The sequence below is a fragment of the Duganella sp. HH101 genome (assembly GCF_001758795.1).
Classification (GTDB): domain Bacteria; phylum Pseudomonadota; class Gammaproteobacteria; order Burkholderiales; family Burkholderiaceae_D; genus Rugamonas; species Rugamonas rivuli.
The window spans coordinates 1-2,287 of sequence record NZ_LRON01000065.1; the positions used below are offsets into that span (position 1 = coordinate 1).

Sequence of the window (2,287 nt, forward strand, 5' to 3'; positions counted from 1 at the left end):
CCGCTCACACTGTCGGCCACCACCACGGCTGGCCTTAATGACCTGAGCCGCCGTGTGCAAGGCACCTTGTTCATGACGCTGACGGCAGCCTTCAATGTGCTGCTGTCGCGTTACGCTGGACAGGACGACATCTGCATCGGCACGCCGATCGCCAACCGCAACCGCGCGGAGACGGAAGGGCTGATCGGCTTCTTCGTCAACACGCTGGTGCTGCGCACGCAAGTCGATCATGGCGCCAGCTTCCTGCAATTGCTCGACCAGGTACGCGCCAACACGCTGGACGCGTACGCGCACCAGGACGTGCCGTTCGAGCAGCTGGTCGATGTACTCAAGCCTGAGCGCCACACCAGCCATTCGCCGCTGTTCCAGGTGATGCTGGCGTTACAGAACGCGCCGATGGACGCGCTCACGCTGCCGGGGCTGACCCTGCAAGCCATGGGCGGCGAGGGCGTACAGGCCAAGTTCGACCTGACGTTCACGTTCACGGAGGAAGGCGGACGCCTGATCGGCAGCATCAGCTACAACACCGACCTGTTCGAGCCGTCGACGATGGCGCGCATGGCGGCGCACTTCGCCCGGCTGGTGGAGGCCATCGTGGCCAACCCTGAGCGCCGCATCCGCGATCTGGACATGCTGGACGACGCCGAACGCCACCAACTGCTGGTGGAGTGGAACGACACTGCCGATGCATCCCTGCTCGATGGAACGCTGCACGAGCTGTTTGAGCGCCAGGTCCTGGCGGCGCCGCAGCAGGTGGCGTTGGTGTACGAAGATGAGCAGCTGACCTATGCCGAACTGAATGCGCGGGCGAACCGCCTGGCGCATCATCTGCGCACGTTGGGTGTAGGCCCGGACGTGCTGGTGGGCGTATGCACGGAGCGCTCGCTGGAGATGGTGGTGGGCCTGATGGGCGTATTGAAAGCCGGCGGCGCGTACGTGCCGCTGGACCCGGCCTATCCGGCCGACCGCCTGGCCTACATGCTGGAGGATGCGGCGCCTGCGGTGCTGCTGACGCAGCAGCGCCTGCTGTCGGTGCTGCCGGAGAGCGCGGTTCCGGTGTTCCTGCTGGACGCCGACGCGGCCTCGCTGGACGCATGCGACGCCACCAATCCGTCCAATTTGACGTCGGCGCGCAACCTGGCCTACGTGATCTACACCTCCGGTTCGACCGGCCGTCCGAAAGGCGCAGCCATCGACCACGCGGGTATCGTGAACCGTCTGCGCTGGATGCAGCAGGCTTACGAGCTGACGCCGCAAGACCGCGTGCTGCAGAAAACGCCGTTCAGTTTCGACGTCTCGGTGTGGGAGTTCTTCTGGCCGCTGATGGAAGGCGCGCGGCTGGTGCTGGCGAAACCGGGCGGCCATCAGGATGTGGCATACCTGTCGCAACTGATCGCGCAGCAGGGCATCACGACGGCGCACTTCGTTCCGCCGATGCTGGAAGTGTTTGCGAACGCGGCGCCGGTGGAGCAGGGCGCAACGCTGCGCCAGGTGATGTGCAGCGGCCAGGCGTTGCCGTGGGAACTGCAGCAGCGCTTCCTGGGCCAGTGGCGTCATGTGGCGTTGCATAACCTGTACGGTCCGACGGAGGCTTCGGTCGACGTCACCTACTGGCGTTGCGACGCGGAGAGCGAATTGTCCTGCGTGCCTATCGGTCATCCGATCGCCAATACACAGATCCACATTCTGGATGCGGGCTTGAACCCTGTACCGATGGGCGTCGCGGGCGAGTTGCATATAGCGGGCGTCGGCCTGGCGCGCGGCTATGTGAAACGTGCTGACTTGACGGCGGAGAAATTCATCCCGAATCCGTTTGGCGAGGCCGGATCGCGCATGTACAAATCGGGCGACTTGGCGCGCTATCTGGAAGATAGCAGCATCGAGTACCTGGGCCGTATCGACCACCAGGTCAAGCTGCGCGGCTTCCGTATCGAACTTGGTGAGATTGAATCCACGCTTGCAGCCCTGGAGCCGGTGCGCGACGCGCTGGTGCTGGCACGCGAGGACGTGGCCGGCGACCAGCGGCTGGTGGCCTACCTGGTGGCGCACGATGGCGAGCAATTGCCGGATGACGCCGGACTGCGCGCCGCCTTGCTGGCATCGCTGCCGGAATACATGGTGCCTGCCCACTTCGTGGTGCTGGACCAGCTGCCATTGACGCCGAACGGCAAAGTGGACCGCAAGGCCTTGCCAGCGCCGGATATGGCACGCAGCGAAGAAGGCTACGTGGCGCCGCGCACGGCGGCCGAAGAGGCCATGGCCGATATCTGGGCCGGCGTGCTCCATC

At 65.1% G+C, this 2,287-nt stretch carries 1 protein-coding gene; it reads left to right on the plus strand.

Annotated features, from left to right (window positions below):
- Positions 1-2,287, plus strand: a 2,287-nt coding sequence (locus DUGA2_RS32290) for an amino acid adenylation domain-containing protein (protein ID WP_141753462.1), incomplete at both ends; no start/stop codon positions are given.